This is a genomic window from Leptothrix ochracea L12, assembly GCF_000262525.1.
In genome coordinates this window covers 43170-61266 of the sequence record NZ_JH660670.1, presented here as the reverse complement: position 1 = coordinate 61266, position 18097 = coordinate 43170, and the positions used below count along the sequence as shown (strand labels likewise).

At 54.8% G+C, this 18097-nt stretch carries 17 protein-coding genes and 2 pseudogenes; 5 read left to right on the top strand and 14 right to left on the bottom strand.

From position 1 onward, the window contains the following. Window positions 1-52 precede the first annotated feature (52 nt). The 12 genes and pseudogenes from LEPOCDRAFT_RS00595 to LEPOCDRAFT_RS00540 form a co-directional block, all read right to left on the bottom strand. Window positions 53-307, bottom strand: a pseudogene (locus LEPOCDRAFT_RS00595) (cytochrome c1); the annotation flags it as partial. 30 nt (window positions 308-337) lie between these two features. Continuing rightward, window positions 338-1737 (bottom strand): annotated as a pseudogene (locus LEPOCDRAFT_RS00590) (cytochrome b). A 37-nt stretch (window positions 1738-1774) separates the two neighbouring features. Beyond that, entirely contained in the window at window positions 1775-2371 is a 597-nt protein-coding gene (gene petA, locus LEPOCDRAFT_RS00585; protein ID WP_009453226.1) for a ubiquinol-cytochrome c reductase iron-sulfur subunit, read from the bottom strand. Between the two features lie 296 nt (window positions 2372-2667). Continuing rightward, window positions 2668-3645, bottom strand: a complete 978-nt coding sequence (locus LEPOCDRAFT_RS00580) for a hypothetical protein (RefSeq protein ID WP_216579391.1) — start codon at window positions 3643-3645, stop codon at window positions 2668-2670. A gap of 118 nt (window positions 3646-3763) precedes the next feature. Beyond that, window positions 3764-4297: a c-type cytochrome gene (locus LEPOCDRAFT_RS00575; protein ID WP_009453224.1), complete on the bottom strand. Its 534-nt coding sequence runs from the start codon at window positions 4295-4297 to the stop codon at window positions 3764-3766. Continuing rightward, a complete protein-coding gene (locus LEPOCDRAFT_RS00570) occupies window positions 4294-4821 on the bottom strand; it encodes a quinol:electron acceptor oxidoreductase subunit ActD (protein WP_009453223.1) in 528 nt (175 codons plus the stop codon). The genes LEPOCDRAFT_RS00575 and LEPOCDRAFT_RS00570 overlap by 4 nt, the downstream gene beginning before the upstream one ends. A 44-nt stretch (window positions 4822-4865) precedes the next feature. Then, the gene (gene nrfD, locus LEPOCDRAFT_RS00565) at window positions 4866-6278 is read right to left on the bottom strand and encodes an NrfD/PsrC family molybdoenzyme membrane anchor subunit (RefSeq protein WP_052306343.1); all 1413 of its coding nucleotides are present in this window, start codon (window positions 6276-6278) and stop codon (window positions 4866-4868) included. A 74-nt stretch (window positions 6279-6352) separates the two neighbouring features. Further along, the gene (locus LEPOCDRAFT_RS00560) at window positions 6353-7201 is read right to left on the bottom strand and encodes a 4Fe-4S dicluster domain-containing protein (RefSeq protein WP_009453221.1); all 849 of its coding nucleotides are present in this window, start codon (window positions 7199-7201) and stop codon (window positions 6353-6355) included. Continuing rightward, window positions 7188-9428 (bottom strand): molybdopterin-containing oxidoreductase family protein, encoded by a 2241-nt coding sequence (locus LEPOCDRAFT_RS00555; RefSeq protein WP_009453220.1) that lies wholly within the window; start codon window positions 9426-9428, stop codon window positions 7188-7190. Before LEPOCDRAFT_RS00555 ends, LEPOCDRAFT_RS00560 begins: the two co-directional genes overlap by 14 nt. Window positions 9429-9460: 32 nt before the next feature. Next, the gene (locus tag LEPOCDRAFT_RS02620; protein WP_216579390.1) at window positions 9461-10072 is read right to left on the bottom strand and encodes a cytochrome c3 family protein; all 612 of its coding nucleotides are present in this window, start codon (window positions 10070-10072) and stop codon (window positions 9461-9463) included. 326 nt (window positions 10073-10398) lie between these two features. Beyond that, a complete protein-coding gene (locus LEPOCDRAFT_RS00545; RefSeq protein WP_009453218.1) occupies window positions 10399-11592 on the bottom strand; it encodes an amino acid aminotransferase in 1194 nt (397 codons plus the stop codon). 30 nt (window positions 11593-11622) lie between these two features. Then, window positions 11623-12111 (bottom strand): glutathione peroxidase, encoded by a 489-nt coding sequence (locus LEPOCDRAFT_RS00540; protein ID WP_009453217.1) that lies wholly within the window; start codon window positions 12109-12111, stop codon window positions 11623-11625. 169 nt (window positions 12112-12280) lie between these two features. Here LEPOCDRAFT_RS00540 and LEPOCDRAFT_RS00535 point away from each other — a divergent pair, with 169 nt between their 5' ends. Beyond that, entirely contained in the window at window positions 12281-12676 is a 396-nt protein-coding gene (locus tag LEPOCDRAFT_RS00535; RefSeq protein WP_156793922.1) for a hypothetical protein, read from the top strand. On the opposite strand, the gene lplT is transcribed toward LEPOCDRAFT_RS00535, so the two are convergent. Beyond that, entirely contained in the window at window positions 12677-13954 is a 1278-nt protein-coding gene (gene lplT, locus LEPOCDRAFT_RS00530; protein WP_009453215.1) for a lysophospholipid transporter LplT, read from the bottom strand. It lies immediately after the preceding gene. Between the two features lie 92 nt (window positions 13955-14046). Here lplT and alr point away from each other — a divergent pair, with 92 nt between their 5' ends. From alr to radA, 4 genes are read left to right on the top strand one after another with little or no spacing between them, the layout of a single operon-like run. Next, window positions 14047-15216, top strand: coding sequence for an alanine racemase (gene alr, locus LEPOCDRAFT_RS00525; protein WP_009453214.1), 1170 nt, complete (start codon window positions 14047-14049; stop codon window positions 15214-15216). A gap of 49 nt (window positions 15217-15265) precedes the next feature. Beyond that, window positions 15266-15826, top strand: coding sequence for a cytochrome b (locus LEPOCDRAFT_RS00520; RefSeq protein ID WP_009453213.1), 561 nt, complete (start codon window positions 15266-15268; stop codon window positions 15824-15826). 31 nt (window positions 15827-15857) lie between these two features. Beyond that, window positions 15858-16259, top strand: coding sequence for an alternative ribosome rescue aminoacyl-tRNA hydrolase ArfB (gene arfB / locus LEPOCDRAFT_RS00515; protein ID WP_009453212.1), 402 nt, complete (start codon window positions 15858-15860; stop codon window positions 16257-16259). Window positions 16260-16292: 33 nt separating this feature from the next. After that, complete coding sequence (gene radA, locus LEPOCDRAFT_RS00510) at window positions 16293-17660, top strand: DNA repair protein RadA (protein ID WP_009453211.1); 1368 nt, start codon at window positions 16293-16295, stop codon at window positions 17658-17660. 297 nt (window positions 17661-17957) lie between these two features. Here the strand turns inward: radA and LEPOCDRAFT_RS02615 are convergent, their stop codons facing one another. Beyond that, window positions 17958-18089, bottom strand: coding sequence for a pyrimidine/purine nucleoside phosphorylase (locus LEPOCDRAFT_RS02615; protein ID WP_083834353.1), 132 nt, complete (start codon window positions 18087-18089; stop codon window positions 17958-17960). Window positions 18090-18097: the final 8 nt, after the last annotated feature.

The window sequence follows — 18097 nt, the reverse complement described above, 5'->3', positions numbered from 1 at the left end:
GATTCCGTTTGCTAGCTGGTCAGTTTTGACGGTCGACTTCTTGATCGTCCTCCATCAGGTTTTTCTTGATGTCTGCATCCGTCAACCCGATGTCGTGCATCCGGTTGTAGCGCATGAAAGCCGCTGCATGGCAATTCAGGCAGTAGTTGACGAACATCTTGGCACCACGCTGGAGGGCTTGGGTGTCCTGCGACTTTTCTTCGGGGAACTTATCCAAATGGATAGCGCCCCCTGAGGCCTGAGCAGTTCCAAGCAAAACCAGACAGGTTGCAAGGCTCGCAAGCAGGTTGGCAATCAGCTTTTTCATTTCATCGTGCTCCGTGATTGTCAACAGCCATCAATGGGCGTGGAAGGTCACGCGATCCGGGACCGGCTTGAATTTGCCCATCTGACTCCACCATGGCATCAGCAGGAAAAATCCGAAGTAGTAGAAGGTTCCGATCTGAGAAATCAATGTGCCGATGTCTGAAGGCGGCTTGATCCCGAGATATCCCAAGACGACAAAAACGATCACAAAGACGATCAAAAACACTCTGTGGAAAGTCGGGCGATAGCGAATCGACTTCGCCGGACTGCGATCCAGCCAAGGCATGAAGAACATGATCAGCACAGAGGCGTACATCACAGCCACACCCCACAACTTAGCTTCGAGAAACTTCAGAAGCGCGAGCATCACAAGTGCCCCCACGACAATGGCGATCTTGCCCTGCTTGTCGAATCCCCCCTTGAGAATGGCCACGGCAGCGCCCAAACTCACCACCACCAGCAGCATATTGACCATCACATCGGTGGTCGCACGCAGCATCGAATAGAAGGGGGTGAAGTACCAAACGGGTGCAATGTGCAACGGTGTCTTCATCGGATCAGCTGGAATGAAGTTATTCGCTTCCAGCAGGTAACCCCAACCCTCCGGCACAAAGAACAGCACGGCAAAGAAAATAATCAAGAAAACCGCCACGCCAAGAGCGTCATGCACGGTGTAGTACGGGTGGAAGGGAATCCCATCGAGCGGAATACCCCTGTCGTCCTTCTTGGCTTTGATTTCGATCCCATCCGGATTGTTTGATCCCACTTCATGCAATGCCAAGATATGCGCCGCTACCAAGCCGACCAACACAAAAGGCAAGGCCACGATGTGGAATACAAAAAGCGATTTAAGGTGGCATCGCCAATCACATAGTCACCACGAATCAGCAGTGCCAGATCTGGGCCAATGACGGGAAATGCCGAGAAGAGATTCACAATCACCTGCGCACCCCAGTAGGACATTTGACCCCATGGCAGCAGGTAACCCATGAACGCTTCGGCCATCAAGGCCAAAAAGATCATGCAACCGAAGATCCAGATCAATTCACGCGGTTGACGATAAGAACCGTAAAGCAAGCCACGGAACATGTGGAGATAAACCACCACAAAGAATGCCGAGGCGCCGGTGGAGTGCATGTAGCGCACGAACCAGCCCCCAGGCACGTCGCGCATGATGTATTCAACGGAGGCAAAAGCCAGAGCGGCGTCTGGCTTGTAATTCATGGCCAAGACGATGCCAGAAATGATCTGGATGACCAGAACAAGCATCGCCAAGGAGCCGAAGAAGTACCAAAAATTGAAGTTCTTCGGCGCGTAGTACTCAGACAAGTGCTCTTTATAGAGCTTGGTGGCTGGAAACCGGTTGTCCACCCATGTCATCATTTTGACGCCTAGGGATGCGCCTTCGGGAGCTTGTTTGAAGTCAGCCATGAAATTCTCGGTGTGTACGTGTGTGACGCGTGTGTTCTCAAGCGGCCTTGTCGTCGCCGATCAAGAGCCGTGTATCCGACAAGTACATGTGAGGGGGAACCTCAAGGTTGTCGGGAGCGGGCTTGTTCTTGAACACGCGCCCAGCGAGATCGAAGGTTGAACCGTGACAAGGGCAGAGAAAACCACCCTGCCAGTCATCCGGCAACGATGGCTGAGGCCCCACTTTGAACTTGTCACCAGGCGAGCACCCCAAGTGCGTACAGACCCCAATAGCCACAAAGAATTCCGGCTTGATGGCGCGCGCTGGATTCTTTGCGTACGACGGCGTGGGGTATTGATCTCGTACCGAATTTGGATCGACCAACTGAGGTTCAATCGCTTTGAGGCTCGCCAATTGCTCGGGCGTACGCCGCACAATCCAGACGGGTTTACCGCGCCATTCAACGGTGAGCTTTTCACCCGGTTGTAAGTTGCTGATATCCACTTCTACAGGAGCGCCGGCTGCGCGGGCCCGCTCAGATGGCATCATGGTGTTGACTAGGGGGACCGTCGTGGCAAAACCACCGACAACACCTGCACAGCTCGATGCAATCAGCCATGTCCGTTTAGACTGGTCGATTCGCTGGTCACTCATGGAATTCCTCAGAAGTGGTGAGTCAACTCGGGAGAGTTCTCTCGCCGAGATCAAGGGTAAACGCTGATTTTATCGTATTGCAACACGGCTACCCCACACCAAGATGACAGCTGCACGGGCCCGTCGCTCTCTGCGGATGAGCAACAGCCACGCCATCACGTCCACAAATAGCAAGCCACTTGCATGTCTGAGTATGCACAAGCAGTAAAGAGATGATGATAAAAAAACGGCTCCCAAGTCGAAACTTAGGAGCCGAAGAACAACCGTGAAATGGTTCGCTCAATACACCATGTGTTTTATGTGATCAGGTTACAGCGGCGCATGGCCGAACGCACGATCACAAAACCAACACCAAAAACAATGGCTGTCACAACGACATCAAACAGGGATGTCATGGGCATATGTTCGCTCGGATAAGTTCCAGAGATCCATGTATACCGTTCAATCCAAGTTCCCAGAATGATCGAAGCCGCCATCGCAACAATCACCTTGACATTGTGACGGCATGAAGGGAAAACCAAGACGGGGAAAGGTATTACAAACTTCAAAACAAAGAATGACCAAAAGAGAACGCTGTACGGACCATCCTGCATCTGGAAAAATCGGTCCGTTTCTTCCGCAAGATTCCCATACCAAAGAACAAGGTATTGAGAGAAGAAGAAGTACACCCACAGAATCGTGAAGGCCAAAAGCATTTGTGCAAAATAGTTGGGAATATGATCTCCCATCGGTTTTGCCAATTTATGCGACCGACGAAGCGCAGCCACCACCACCACAAAAACAGCCAAGAACATGCCAAACATGCTCACGAAGTGGTACAGGGCATAGATGGGACTTTCCCAAAAGGGCTTCAGCGTCATCTCAAAGTCCCACGCCACCATGGTGCAGAACAAGACATGCACAAAGGGAATGCAAATGGCGATATTTCTGAAATTCACCATGTCATCCGGGGAGCGCGCTGATCTGGCTTGTAGTTTGATAAAGAGCCCATACACGACTCCAACCAACAAAAAGCCGAGGATTTCACGAGCGGCCAAGAAGCCCAAGTTATTCCATCGCGGCAAGTCCTCATGAATATTTGTCCACGGGAAGGTCATATGCCCACCAAACAAAAGGACAAGCAAGAGGACAAATGCGAGGGGATAGAGCGAGAAGAAAGATACGCTCAAAAACCGGACTTCAAAACGCCATTTGGCGCTCACTAGATGCAACAAGGCAGCCAGGGAGACACCTGCCAGCGCAAGATGGAGGACGATCAAGAAGTCGACCGTCAAAACTGACCAGCTAGCAAACGGAATCACTCAGTTGCTCCTTTACAAGTAACACGACGCTGTGCGCTACTTGCGTTCTATGTAATGGGGGATGTTTCGTACGATACGGTTGGTAATCGTATTACTTGACCCCGACGGCGACAGGCTTTTCACTCTTCAAGGCATGCCGAATGTAGTTGATCAAATCCCAACGTTCACTGGGATACAAATCATTGGCATAAGAAGGCATGATGGCGCCACCAAGAGTCACATAACCAAAGATATACCCCTCTGGCAGTTCTTTTTGTACTTTATCTGCGGTCAGATCGTACGGCTTGAGAACCAGCTTTGCACCGACAGGACCATCGCCTTGGCCCGAAGCGCCATGACAGGTTTCGCAGTAAATCTGGTACATGCGTTTCCCATTGGCAATCGACGCCGGCGTCGCTCGATTTGGATTGACCATTTTATTGGCGGCATCCATATCAGCCACACGAACCGTTCGTGTTCCAGCCGCAGGGACAGAATGCTGCGGGTACTGACGCACAGCTTCTGGGCCCTCCTGGGGCTTCACGCTGATTTGATTGGCCATGTCGTTATTCCACGGCCAAGCAAAACTCACAGCTGGCGCGATCACCAGGGCCATCGCGGCCACACAGTTTTTCAAGCACATCATGCTGCCTGCTCCCCAATGACTTCGGCGGCGTGGAAGCGATGGAAGATCGCATTCACTTCTTGGATGGCCGCCGGTTCTGCCTTCACCAAAATACCAATCTTGTCTTCGGACACGCTGGCGTTGTACAGCGGACTGCGGTTGCCCGGAAGCTTCCAAGCAATGAAACAGCCCACCACCGTCATGAGCACACCACACAGAATGAAGAACTCATAGGTCAACACAAAGTTGGGCGGCAGTGGAATCACCGGCTTCCCGCCCCGATACTGCAGGAGAAAACTCGCCTGCGACGAAGCGATGAACAAGAAGCCAAGCCCCGCTCCCAAAACCGCACCAATCAGTGTGTACAACTGAACATACACAGGGCGATGCCCCAGAGACTCCGCCAACTCTTGATGCTCAATCGGAGACTTGAGCACAACATCATCGATGCTGAATCCGTCAATACTGGACGACTTCAATGTTTCAATGACCTGAGCTGCTTCATCAAAATTATCGAAAAGTCCGAGCGTATGTGCTTTGGCCATTCGTTATTCCTCCATCCAACGTACTTGGATAACCTTCATGACGATCAGGCAGCCGTCTGATCAGCCTGCTTGTTTGTTTGGCGCGTTGCCTCAGAGCGGTGATAGACCATCTCTTTGACTTCGTACATGGAAATCGTCGGGAATATCTTGCAGAACAACATGAACAGCATGTTGAACCAGCCAAAGCTACCGATCACGATCGCGAACTGAATCCAGTTTGGCATCCAGTCATCCGACCATGTCCAAGGATGATGCCCATGGGAGAACGTCGGCGTCACGATCATGAAACGCTCTAACCACATCCCCAGATTCAGAAGAATCGAGACGATCATCATGGTGGTCATATGGCCGCGCAGCGACTTGAAAGCCAAGGTCAGCGGCACAATCGAACCCAAGAAATTCATCGCCCACCAATAAGGTGCATAGGGCCCCGTCGCACGATAAATCAGGGTTTCCTTGGCATATTCATTATCACCGTACCAGACCGAAGCGTATTCGATCAAGTTCAGGTAAGTCCAGACCATGGCGATCGCAAAAGTCAGTTTGCAAATCTTGTCCAAGATCGGCTTCGTCATGTATTCCTCGAAGCGGAACACGTAACGCAGAATGATGAACAGCGTGATGATGGCCGCACATCCTGAGTACAAGGCACCCGCCACAAAATAGGGCGGGAACGATGTCACATGCCAGCCAGGCTGGATGGAAACAGCAAAGTCAGTGGCCACGATGGAATGCACCGACACCGCCAACGGAATCAAGAAGCACGCGATGGTCAAGTAGGTCACACGAAAATTGGCCCACTGACGATCCGTTCCCATCCATCCAAGGGAAAGCAAGCGATAGAAGGTCTTACGGAAACCCGTGGCACGATCTCGACAAATCGCCAAGTCAGGAATCATCCCAAAGTACAGAAAGACGATCGACGATGTCAGGTAGGTACTGATAGCAATACCATCCCAAACCAGCGGTGAAGCAAAGTTCGGCCAAGTCCAACGTTCATTCGGATACGGAATGACGTAGTAAAACTCCCACAAGCGCCCCAAGTGAATCATGACGAACAAACCCGCTGTCATCAGCGAGAACGTTGTCATTGCTTCTGCAAAGCGATAGATTGGCTTGCGCCAGTCAGCATGCATCAAGTGGAGAATGGCTGACAACAACGTTCCGGAATGGCTCATGCCAATCCAGAAAATAAAGGTTGAAATATATAGGCCCCAAACCTGCGGATTTCTCAGGTTCGCAACGCCAAGCCCGGTTTCATATTGGTAGTAGGCACAAACCACGCCCACCATAAAAACCAAAAATGACACAGCAAAGATTACCCAGTAGGCCGCCCGAGGACGATCCATACTCTTGAGAACATCTTTATTGATCTTGGCCCAAGCGATATCTTCATTGATATCCTTGTCCTTGCGTACGAAACGTCGTTCAATCAGAACTTCGTCGTCGTGCGACATATTCATCTTGTCAGCCATTATGTTTTGCCCCAGTGCTGATAAGCCATTCGCTGATTGCCATTGTGACCGGCATCTCAAGCTGCAGAATCACGAATCCGTTCCAGATAAACCACAGAAGGATACGTCCGGAGCTCTTCGAAAATACGATACCCACGTACGCCTTCTTCTTTTTCCTGCTTATCACTGGCGATATTGACCTGTTGCTTACGCCAGATCTTGGCCACATCCGACTCAGGATCTGCCATATTGCCAAAGTGAATGGCCGATGTCGGACAGGCTTGCGCGCACGCAGTCAGCACTTCACCGTCATAGACCTTCCGCCCTTCCGATTTCGCTTGACTCTTTGCTTCGGTCAAACGCTGAACACAGAAAGTGCACTTTTCCATGACGCCCTTGCTCCGGACCGTCACGTCTGGATTCAACTGCTGCTCCATGGGCTGCGGCCATGCACCCGACTTCGGATAGTCAAACCAGTTGAAATACCGCACCTTGTACGGACAATTGGCTGAGCAGTAACGCGAGCCGATGCAGCGGTTGTAAACCTGAGAGTTCAACCCATCCAGCGTATGGTGGGTGGCCCCCACTGGGCAGACGGTTTCACACGGTGCGGCTTCGCACTGCTGACACATCATCGGCAAGAACTGAGCCCCCTGCTCTGGGAACTCCTTATCCATTTGTTTGCCTTCACCCCAGTAGCGCTCAATGCGAATCCAGTGCATGGCTTGACCACGACTGAAATTCTCTTTCCCAACCACCGGTAAGTTATTCTCAGCGTAACAAGCAGTGGTGCAAGCGCTGCAACCAATGCATGTATCCAAGTCAATAACCATGCCCCACTTATAGTCACTGTCTTTATACTGATCCTGAACCGGACGGGCCGTCCGGTAGGAACTCCAGTTTTTAAGCAGATTAGTGATTGACATTATTCACCTCGTGCGCAAGATCAACCTTATCCGCAGCGATCGTGGCCACTAACTTGCGGCCATGCTGTGTATTCGCTGCACCCTCATCCTTGGCAAACTTTTCGTGCGTACGGGTCTTGCGAATCATCACACGGGTTGCATTCAGAGCCAATTCACCTGTTTGTTGATCAAAAATAGGATTGATGATCTTCAAAGGATTGACACCCACATGGCTTGCATAACGCCCCATATTTTCATGACCCTGTCCGATCGGAATAGAAATGACTTTCGGATGGATCCCAGGGAACAAATAGGCTTTGGCGCGAATCAATCCGTTGGCTGATTGAACTTCTAGAATATCGCCTTCATCGATGTGCAAGGCTTCCGCAGTCTTAGGATGCACCTCAACCCATGAATCCCAAACCACGGTGGTGAGTGAGTCGGGAGACTCTTGCATCCAAGGCAGATTGGCATGAGCACCGTCGCGGAAATTACCCCGGACGCTAGGCATCAAATGGAACGGGAACGAAGCCTCTTCCAAGAAAACATCAGGCTGCTTCACCATCGCCGCCTTGACTTGCACGCTAAGCGGCGAGGCAGGCACATCAACATGCAACACACCGGCACTGAGCGCTGCATCCCAGAAGGTTTCGGTATCGGCCGCAGCGTCCTTGAACGCTGACTTGGCTTGCACCACGGAGCTCTTGAGATAGGCGAAGTAATCGGGATAGCTCTTGTAAGCATCCGCTTTTCTCAGCTTGAGCAGATCAAGCAAGACATCGCCCAAAGAGCGAGTGTCCTTGTGCAGCTTTTCCATCAAAGGTTGCTGCATACCGATCTGAACACCATGCGGTTGGTAGCTGGCCACGTGCGTTCCAAAGTCTTCCATGGAAGAAAGTAGCGGCAGCACCAGATCGCATTCAGCAGCGGTTTCATCAATTTGCTGCGCTAGGGCCACCTTGAAAGGCACTTTTCTCAGGTTTTCAGCAAAGCGCATGAAATCCGGGGCGCTGTAAACCGGGTTCGTATCGTGAATCAGCAGCGCCTGGCACTTGCCTGCGGCCATGACTTTGTTGAAGTCCATCAGGGCCGCCGTGCTACCAGAAACCGGTGCCAACTGCGGGAACGGGCTGGTACCTGGCCGCTCCAAGGTCTTGCCCATGTTGTCAAGAATGACGTTGAGCAACATGATGGCCGCGACATTTTCCGAGCCGTGGGCATGCCCTTCGGCCGAAGCTCCGGCCAGCACGACGCTTGGCGCTTTCTCCCAGAGCAGCGAGGCCACATGAGCCACCATGTGGGCCGGCACGCCTGTGGTGCGACTGACGAATTCCGGGGTGTACGGTTTGATCAATTCATGGATTTCAGCCGGAACGGTGTGCTCGTACTCTTTGTGGTGCATCAACTCACGGGCAATGCCCAGCGCCATCACACCTTCGGTTCCTGGAATGATCGGCACCCAACGATCCGCATTCGCACCCGTCAAGGTCATCTTGGGCTCAATTTGAACCAGCGTACCCCGATCCGGTTTCCTGAATTTAGCGTATTGCCCCGCAAAGTGCACCGGCGAAACACCCGTGCCCATGAAGTCATTGCCAAACGACAACACCATCTTGGCCTTGTCGAGATGAACCAGCGGCTGCTCAACACCGAACATCTTCTTGTGGACAGCGGCAGCCACGGTTGACGACAACGCCTCGTAGACCACGTGGCGACCGCCGGACTCGAACGAATCCATGAAGTTGCGCAGCAACGCCTTTTGATGACCGCTGACATCCCCCGTCATGAAGGCCACCTGCTCACCACTCAACTTGCTGGCAGGCCCCAATTTCTCGGTCAGCAACGCCATGGCTTTTTCCCATGTCGTTTCTTTGAGGGCATTGCCCTCACGGACCATCGGCACCGTCAGCCGATCTGGGTGGTAATGCGCCTGAACCGCAGCCTGACCGAGGCCGCAGATCTTGCCCGCATTGATCACGGAACTGCGGCTACCTTCAAGCTTCAGAACCCGACCTTCCCGCACTCGGCCCATCACTCCGCAACCGGAACTGCACTGCGTGCAGGTCGATGCGTAATAAACACCAACGCCTGGAACAACGAAATCCTCAGGCTGAACACTGGACTGAACCAATTCAGCACCCGACTCGATGGACGTATTGCCACATCCCGTCACAGCCAAGGCGGTACCGCCCAAGCCAAGAACCTTCAATAGGTCTCTACGATTCACAAACTTTGCGTCGCTGGTCATTCACTTCTCCATACACCAAAAGTGGCTCGCAATCACTTATGACAAGCCCAGCAATCACCCGGCCCATTGGATCCAGCCTTTTGGCCGATCGCATCGTCCTTGTGTTCTTTTTCATGGCAACTGACACACCACCCCATGGTCAGTGACTTGACTCGGCGAGCCACCGTCATGGAAGAAACATCCCCATGGCAGTACCCACAAGCTTCCTTGATGGGACGATCCTGCTTCACATAGAAACGCTGCACATGTCGCTCATGATTGAAACGAACAAAGTCGGGCAAATCATGGACTTTTTTCCATGGAATGGCCTCTTTCTTCTCCCAATATTCCATGAGCTTTTTAATTCTCGGCTTCTCAGCGACAGACGGTATACCCTGGTGACAGCCAATACATTTATTGAGCCGAGGGATACCCGCAACAGCACTGCGCCTGCCATAACTATGGCAATACAGGCAATTGATACCCATCGTACCCGCATGCGTATCATGCGGAAATTCAATCGGCTGCTCGACAACCGGGCCCAAATTTCCAAACCCATCACTGGTTTGGGAGCCGATAGCACCACCAGAAACAAATGGCTCCGCCAGTACCTGCCCACCAAACAGGATACCCGTCACGAGACATAGCAGGCGTAGACAATCCATCATTACCTGTGACCCAAAAAGTTTTCGAATAAACGCCGCACTCACTGAGTGCAGAACCACCAACCGTCAGCCATCAACTGAAAAATCTAACTTGCCGCGCCCTATTTCAACGCAACAACTTTATTAAATTTATTAAGATTCAAGCTGACACCCTTCAATTTTCTTACACGGGGTACAGGATGTATATCCATAAATACCCGATAGCACGGCGCAAGAAAAGTGAATGGTTGATTAAGAAAACTTTGGGTTGATCGCACAGGTCAACCGCGAGGTCAATATCATGATTGAGTGATATTCAAGCCCATCAAGGGGGTACCCCCCTTTGATCAGGACATCACGGCCAGCAAGGCCTGGGCTGAGGATTCAATGTTGTGCGAATTAAGGCCCGCCACACAAAGCCGTCCTGAACGCAAGATGTACACACCGTGCTCTTCGCGCAGACAGTCCGCCTGCCCGGCACTCAAACCGGTGTAGCTGAACATCCCACGTTGCGCCAAGAAATAGGACAGATCACGCCCCGGCAAACCGGTCGCCAAAATGCTCACCAATTGCTCACGCATCTCGCGGATGCGCTGACGCATGCCGTCCAACTCTTCTTGCCACATCTGACGCAACACAGGCGTGTTTAACACTGAGGCCACCAGATGCGCTCCATGCATGGGCGGACTGGAATAGTTTTTACGCACTGCCACTTGCAACTGCCCCAAAACGCGGTCAGCCTCAGGACGCGTTGGCGTGATCACCGACAAGCCACCGCAGCGTTCACCGTACAGCGAAAAATTCTTCGAGAACGAATTGGCGATGAATGCCGGAACACCGGCATCCGCCAAAGCACGCACAGCGTAGGCATCCTCCTCCACGCCATCTCCAAAGCCTTGATAAGCCATATCCACGAAAGGAATCAACCCACGCTCAGCCAAGACCGCGATCACGGCATCCCACTGCGCACGAGTCAAATCAACACCGGTCGGGTTATGGCAACAGGCGTGCAACAAAACAATGGCCCGAGCAGGTAAATGCGCCAAAGTGGCGAGCATCGCCTCAAAAGCTACGCCACCACTGACCGGGTCGTAATACGGATATGTCTGGACCGGGAAGCCTGCACCCTCAAACATCGCACGGTGGTTATCCCAACTCGGATCACTGATCCACACGGTTGAATCGGGGAAATACGCTTTTAGAAAGTCAGCGCCCACGCGCAAAGCACCCGATCCACCCAAGGTCTGGATCGTCACAATACGACCATCAAGCACCGCAGGATGATCGAGCCCAAACACCAGGGTCTGGACCGCTGTGCGATACGCCGCAAGACCGACCATCGGCAAGTAGGATTTGGGGCCGATCTGCGCCAACAAGCCGGACTCAGCCTGACGCACAGCCGACATCACCGGCACCCGCCCGTGATCATCAAAGTAGATGCCAATCGAAAGATTGATCTTGTCTGCCCGTGGATCCTTCTGAAAGTTCTCATTCAGAGTCAGGATCGGGTCACCCGCATAGGGATCGACATGTTCAAACATGGGAAAGTCCTCGCACCAAAGAGGCGGGAATTATTGCCCCTGCAACAAGGCTCGATCCACATCCAAGCGCAATTGTTCCGGTCGCGTATGGGGCGCATAACGCCCGAGAACCCGCCCGTCTCGACCAACGAGGAACTTGGTGAAGTTCCATTTGATGGCTTGGGTTCCCAGCCATCCCGGGGCTTGGGCCTTGAGCCAGACAAACAATGGCGCAGCTCGCGATCCATTGACATCGACTTTGGCCATCAGGGGAAAGTCAACGCTGTAGCGCTGTGTACAGAAATCGGCAATCTCGATGGCCGAGCCCGGCTCCTGTCCACCGAACTGGTTGCACGGAAAACCCAACACCACCAACCCTTGGTCTCGCCGACTGTGCCAGAGAGCCTGCAAGGCCGCCAATTGCGGCGTAAACCCACAGGCACTGGCGGTATTGACCACCAACACCACCTTGTTGTGTAGCGTGGCCAAGGCCAAATCAGTCTCATCCAAGGTTGTGACAACGAAATCATGAAAGCCCATTCGCATCCTCATCGCTGTGGCTCAAAACCCGAAACGCACGAGAGTGCATCGGAAGGAATGCACGCTTTAAACGCAGGCCCACCAAGCCCCCCCTCTTCAAGGGTCTCAGCTTGATTGACGTCAAATTCGCGAGGCACCAAGAATGGTGCACGAACCACTTTTGCACATCATGCCCCGCACCCATCAAGTCGCCATCATTGGATTCAGCCGCTTTGAGCTGGAGACCTTGGTGACCTATTTCCGACTCACCACATCGAGCCAACCCGGTCACACCAGCTACCGTTTAGTGCGATCCATGCGATCGAGTGAATTGATCCTTGTCGATACCGATTTGCCCAAAGCGCTGAACGCAGTTCAAGCAGCGGGCCGAGCCAGCGATTGCATCTGCATTGGTCGTGCGCGTGGTTTTGGCAACGCCTTGGCGTATCTGCCCCGACCCATCGATGCCTTGCGCGTCAAACGGGTGCTGGATCAATTGATCGATCGCCACAGTGACACCCACGCCCAAGTGCACCCCGACTTGATCGAACTCCCCCGGCACAGACCGGGACGTCGCTTGCAATGATCAGTGTCGATCTGAGCGAGCGATGGTCAGCAAATGCTCCACCTCGATCGGATAGCGACGCACATTGCGTCGATGCCAGAGTCCAATCAACAACATCATGCCGGTCACCAACACCCCAAAGATCGTGATGGCAACGAAGGCCGTCATGCCCCAGCGGGTGAATGCGGCGTAGAGCGCGCCCAAAGCAAGGATGCAGGTTTGCTCATTGAAGTTCTGAACAGCGATGGAGCGCCCAGCCCCCATGAGGTTGTGCCCACGGTGTTGCAGCAAGGCATTCATGGGCACCACCAAAAAGCCACCTAAACCACCCAAAACGATCAAAAACGGTATGGCCACCCAGACGTTGCTGATGCCATTCATAAGCACCACCAGCAACCCCATCGTGATCCCCAGCGGGATCACCTTGGGCGCATGGTCAAGCCGCATCATCATCGAGGCCATCACAGCGCCAACCGCTGTGCCGACGGCCACCACACCCACCAACGACGAGGCTTGCGTGGTGGTGTAGCCCAGAGCGGCGGCAGCCCACGCCAAAACGATGTAACGCAAATTGCCACTGACGCCCCAGAACAGGGTGGTCGTGGCCAAAGAAATCTGTCCTAGACGATCACGCCACAACCGACGGTTGCAAGACATGAAATCCGGCAACAGGGCCAAAAGACGATGCGGCAATGGCTCCAAAGGCACATCCGTACGTGGGATGTAGAGGTTGAAGAGTGCCGCGAGCACATAGAGCAGCACGATGGACGCAATCGCCGCCTCGGGCGGCGTATCCACACCGGTATCGAACCCTGGCAGATCGAGTGCCAACAGGTAAGGCGCCATGTGCGGCCCAATCAACTGCCCGCCCAGCAGCACACCCAAAATGATGGATGTGATGGTCAACCCTTCAATCCAACCATTGGCCTTGACCAACTGTGACGGCGGCAGCAATTCCGTCAAGATGCCGTATTTGGCAGGCGAATAGGCTGCAGCTCCGAGGCCCACGATGGCGTAAGCCGCCAGCGGATGCGTGCCAAAGAGCATCGTCAGGCAGCCAATCACCTTGATGCCATTTGAATACAGCATCACCCGCCCTTTGGGCACCGCATCGGCGAAAGCGCCCACAAACGGTGCCAAGATCACATAGAACAAGGCGAACATCGGCACCAAGGCAGCGCGCTGCCACTCTTCGGCGCCCGAAGTCTTAAGCAGCTCAACCGCCGCGACAAACAAGGCGTTGTCTGCCAGCGAGCTGAAGAACTGCGCTGACATGATGGTGTAGAAACCTTTTTTCATTCGGCGGTAGAGATGGCGCAACGCGGCCGGTTTATAGCACGGCCCCTTGCTGCCGCACCAAACAAGCTCTCCGTGACTGGCAAAATTAGCACATGCCACGCCCCATTGAAGCCCTTATTCACCCCTCGGCCCTCAAACACAACCTGCGCATCATTCGCCGCCATACCGGCGATGCCCGTCTTTGGGCCGTGGTGAAAGCGGATGCCTACGGGCACGGCATCGAGCGCGTCTATGCCGGTCTTCAAGGTGCAGACGGACTGGCCCTGCTTGATCTCGAAGAAGCCGAACGTGTTCGGGCTCTGGGTTGGCGCGGCCCGGTGCTGTTGCTCGAAGGCTGTTTCGAACCCCGCGATCTGGAGTTGTGTTCACGCCTGAATCTCTGGCACGCCATTCACTGTGAAGAACAAATCGACTGGCTCGCGACCCACAAAACCACCCTGCCCCATCAGGTCTTTTTGAAAATGAACAGCGGCATGAACCGGCTGGGATTTTCAGCACCGGCTTTTCGTACCGCTTGGAGTCGCCTGAACGCTTTGGCCCAAGTGGACGACATCGGGCTCATGACCCACTTCTCGGATGCTGACGCGCTGCGCTTGGGCCGAGACGGCATTGCCCATCAATTGGCGGTTTTTGCCCAAACCACCGCTGACCTCCCGGGTCATCGCAGTTTGGCCAACAGCGCCGCGCTCTTGCGTCATGCCCATCGTCCCTTGGAAACGCACCCTGCCGCAGGTAGCGAACCGCTGAGCGTGGCTGCCGATTGGGTGCGGGCCGGGGTGGCCCTTTATGGTGCAACGCCTGACTATCCCGACCACAGCGCCGCGCACTGGTCCTTGCGACCCGCCATGTCGCTGCATAGCCGTTTGGTCGCCACCCAACAGCTCCAAGCCGGTGACACGGTCGGCTACGGCAGCCTGTACACCGCGCCCCAGGCCATGCGCATCGGCATCGTTGCCTGTGGCTATGCCGATGGTTACCCACGTCACGCGGCGGTGGACAACCAACACGGCACACCGATCCTTGTCGATGGTGTACGGACCCGGCTCGTGGGCCGCGTCTCCATGGATATGCTCGCTGTCGATCTGGAGCCCATCCGAGCCGCAGGCCACAACGCTGAAATCGGCAGCCCCGTGACCCTCTGGGGCCAAGGGCCGCACCAAAGCCACTTACCCATCGACGAAGTCGCGCACGCAGCAGGCACGATTGGCTACGAGTTGATGTGTGCCCTTTCGCGCCGTGTCCCTGTGCGTATCGACGGATAATGCCCGCCACGATTCGCTCTATTTTTCGACGTTCAACATCCACCACACCATGTCGTCTCTTCCCTTGCAAGACACACCGAACCTGTATGGCCGACTGTCACGCCTTGCCCATTGGGGTGGGGCCCTGCTCGTGATCACCATGCTGGCCGTCGGTATCACGTTCGACGAAGCCGCACGCGGTAGCGAGTTCCGCGCCTCGATGAAGGCTTTGCACATCAGCCTAGGCGCCAGCGTGTGGCTCTTGCTGATCGCCCGCATCCTGTGGCGCGTCAAACAAAACCGCGCAGGCCTGTCCCCCCGACCTTTGTCCACCGTCGGCTGGCAGTTGCTGCTTGAGCGCGGTGCGCATATCGGTCTGCTGTTCGCGCTGACAGCCCTGCTTTTCAGCGGCCCCTTGATTGTCTGGACGGGCGGCAAGCCCATCAACATCTTTGGTCTGCTTCAACTGGCCAGCCCACTGACCGAGAACAAAGGCCTGCACACAGCCTTGGAAGAAGGTCACGAACTGATGGCCAACCTGCTCTTTGGCCTCTTGGTGCTGCACATCGTTGGGGCGCTGCGTCACGGTTTGGGATCGCTGCGTCGCATGTCTGGCCCGGTGCGCGGCTAAAAGACGCCATCACGGATGTCGATGTTGCGGCATGACCCACGCCAAGATCCTGCCGCACGAAGTGCACATCACCGCCATCCGCGCCCAAGGCGCGGGTGGCCAAAATGTCAACAAGGTGTCGAACGCCGTCCATCTGCGCTTCGACATCCATGCCTCCAGCCTGCCCCCTGAGCTCAAAGCTCGCCTCTTGGCATGGTCTGATCAGCGCATCACCCAAGAAGGTGTGATCGTCATCAAGGCACAGGAACACCGCAGCCTAGAGATGAACCGGGCCGATGCCCTCCATCGCTTGCAAGCCTTGGTCGATCAAGCCGCTCACGTCGATCGCCCCCGCAAGGCCACCCGCCCGACCCATGGCTCAAAAGTCCGCCGCCTGACCGGCAAGACCCAACGCGGTGAGATCAAGACGCTGCGCGGACGGGTCAGCGATTAAACGACGGCGGTGGATTGAGGTAACGTGCCCCCCATGGCCCGCGAAAAAACCCTCTACACCTGCCGCGAGTGCGGTGGCACGAATCCGAAGTGGCTGGGGCAGTGCCCCCATTGCCGAGCCTGGAACACCTTGGAAGAAGGCTTGGCGGAACCGCCAGCGGGCTCCGTCAAAAATCGCTTTCAAGCCCTGACCCGCAGCCAACCTGTGGCCACCTTGAGCGAGTTGGCCGCAGGGGATGTGTCACGCACCCCCACAAGCTTGCCGGAACTGGACCGGGTGCTGGGCGGCGGCATTGTCGAAGGCGGAGTGATCCTGATTGGCGGCGACCCCGGTATCGGCAAGAGCACCTTGCTTTTGCAAGCGGTGGATGCGCTTTCCAGCCGAATGAAAGTGCTCTATGTCACCGGCGAAGAATCCGGCGCCCAAGTCGCGCTACGCGCCCACCGACTCGGCCTTGCAGGCACCCACGTGCGGGTGGTGGCCGAAATCGGTTTGGAGCGGATTCTGGCCACCATCGAGGTGGAGCAGCCAGCCTTTTGCGTGATCGACTCCATTCAGACCCTTTATTCGGAACAACTCAGCTCGGCCCCCGGTTCAGTCGCTCAAGTGCGTGAATGCGCCGCGCAACTGACCCGTACCGCCAAAGCCAGCGGCTGCACCATGGTGCTGGTCGGGCACGTCACCAAAGAAGGTACGCTGGCGGGGCCACGGGTGCTGGAACATATTGTCGATACCGTGCTTTATTTTGAAGGGGATACCCATTCCAGTTTCCGATTGGTCCGTGCTTTTAAAAATCGATTTGGCGCGGTCAATGAGATTGGCGTTTTTGCCATGACTGAATGGGGGCTGAAAGGGGTATCGAACCCGAGCGCGATATTCCTTTCCACCCATTCAACCCCGGTACCCGGGGCTTGTGTGCTGGTGACCCTCGAAGGGACGCGCCCATTGCTGGTGGAGATCCAAGCGTTGGTGGATGGCGGCGGCCCGAGTCCACGTCGGCTATCGGTGGGTCTGGACCGCGACCGACTCGCCATGCTGCTGGCCGTGCTGCATCGCCACGCTGGGGTGTCCTGCGCCGACCAAGACGTCTTTGTGAACGCGGTCGGCGGGGTACGCATCAACGAACCTGCGGCCGATTTGGCCGTGCTGCTGGCCATTCAAAGCAGCTTGCGCGGCAAGCCGCTCCCTCAAGGCTTTGTGGCTTTTGGTGAAGTTGGCCTTGCGGGTGAAGTCCGCCCGGCACCCCGGGGTCAAGAACGCTTGCGTGAAGCGGCCAAGCTCGGTTTTTCAACGGCCGTGGTGCCGCGCGCCAATGCACCGAAAAAACCCATTGACGGCATCACCATCCATGCCGTCGATCGCATTGAGGAAGCCATCGATATGGTTCGATCTTTAAATTGAGTTCATCCGAAAACTCATCACAATTTGTCCTAGACAAATTGATGCCAAAAATCAACCCCATAAACCGAACCTGAATGCCATAAATAGCCGTCGCATGGAAAAGACAACCCGTCGATAAAATCATCACGAAGCTGTTTTAAACCATCATGCACACCGATTGATCCGATCTAACATGGAGGCATGCAATCCCTATCAATCCTCCGATTGCATACCCTATGAATTGAGCAGCCAATATCAGCTACTCGGCTGAATCAATCCGGAACAGCCAGCGCAAGATGCATTGCGCTGGCTGTTTTTTTACTGGCCGAAATGGCAGATGTAGTGATACGGGACGCCTTCCACCTTGATCTGGAAGCTGGCATTGCCCGGCACATCAAACTTCTGGCCGGGACCAAAGGTTTGCCAGTCAGTCGAACCCGGCAACAGCACGCTGCAAG